Below are 1,157 nucleotides of genomic sequence, written 5' to 3'. Positions count from 1 at the left end.
CCGCCGGCCTCTTCTTTTGTCTAGCTATTGGTCAAGCGAACGGGCCGCGCCTGGCGCAACCGCGCCTGCCCGCGCTCAACGCGCGTCCTTGACCTTCGTGTACGGCACGAAATCGCCCAGTACAACGAACCCGCTCCACATCCGCGACGTGCGATCGACCAGGTCGATCTTGTCGACGTTGCACAACTGGCTGCCATGGATTTTGGTGACCAGAATTTCGTCATCGCTCAGTTGGTCGGCGCCGCCCCGCGGGCGGTTGACATACAGCTTCGATCCGACGCGATAGACGATCGCGGTCTTGTCGATCACCGTACTCTGGCCCAGCGACGAACTGGAGACGCACTTCACCGGCTTCCCGGCAACGCGGCCTTCCAGCATCTTGGCGAGTTCGGCTTCGCCCTTGGGATAGGGCTTTTCATCGGCCGTTGCGGCGCCCGGCAGGGCCAGGGCGGCAAGGGCGGCGGCGGCAAAAGCAATACGCATGGCTTTCCACTCCTCTGTTACCCAAGATGGTATCCGATCGCGCCTTTCGCAACGCTGAACCAAATGGCGCGCTAAATCCAGATCCGGTCATAGCGCGCGCCCAGCCCGGTCAGCAGCTCATATTGCGACAAGCCCGACAGCGCGGACATGGTCGTCAGGTCGTAATCCAGCGCGAGCCAGTCGCCCTCGGCCAGCTCGGGCGCGGCGCTCACATCGACCGCGGTCAAATCCATCGACACACGCCCGATCAGCGGCACCGCGCGATCCCCCACCCACGAGCGCCCCTTGCCCGAAAAGCAGCGCAGATAGCCATCGGCATAGCCCAGATTGACGATCGCCACCTCGGTATCGACGGTCGCGGTCCAGGTCGCGTTATAGCCGACGCTCTCCCCCGCCGGCACGAGCCGCCGCTGCAGGATCTGCGCCTCGGGCGTCACGACCTGCCGCGTCCGCCCGGCCAGCGCGGGCACCGGCACGGCGCCGTACAGCGCGATCCCCGGGCGGGTCAGGTCGAACGCATAATCGGGCCCCAGCGCGATCCCCGCCGAATTGGCCAGGCTCATCCGCCGCGCCCCGCTCCGCCCGCGTAACGCGGCGAACGCATCGCGCTGGAGCGCATTCGACGGCACATCCGCGTCCGCACTGGCGAGATGGCTCATCAGCGTCTCGACCTG

General features: G+C 66.2%; 2 protein-coding genes. Both read right to left on the bottom strand.

All coding sequences use genetic code 11. The annotated features are described in order from the left end of the window. Positions 1-75: 75 nt before the first annotated feature. On the bottom strand, positions 76-483 hold the full coding sequence (locus tag AX681_RS05240; RefSeq protein WP_066659394.1) for a hypothetical protein: 408 nt from the start codon (positions 481-483) through the stop codon (positions 76-78). Positions 484-554: 71 nt separating this feature from the next. After that, positions 555-1,157: alanine racemase (locus AX681_RS05235; protein WP_197424239.1), on the bottom strand; the 603-nt coding region annotated here is incomplete at its 5' end.

The organism is Sphingomonas sp. CCH9-E2 (genome assembly GCF_001557215.1).
GTDB lineage: Bacteria > Pseudomonadota > Alphaproteobacteria > Sphingomonadales > Sphingomonadaceae > Sphingomonas.
Note: the sequence above shows the minus strand (reverse complement) of the source record. Positions and strands in the feature narration are given on the sequence as shown.

Excerpts from the sequence above, each read along its gene's own strand:
- AX681_RS05240 (WP_066659394.1), bottom strand. The coding sequence starts at position 483 with ATGCGTATTGCTTTTGCCGCCGCCGCCCTTGCCGCCCTGGCCCTGCCG.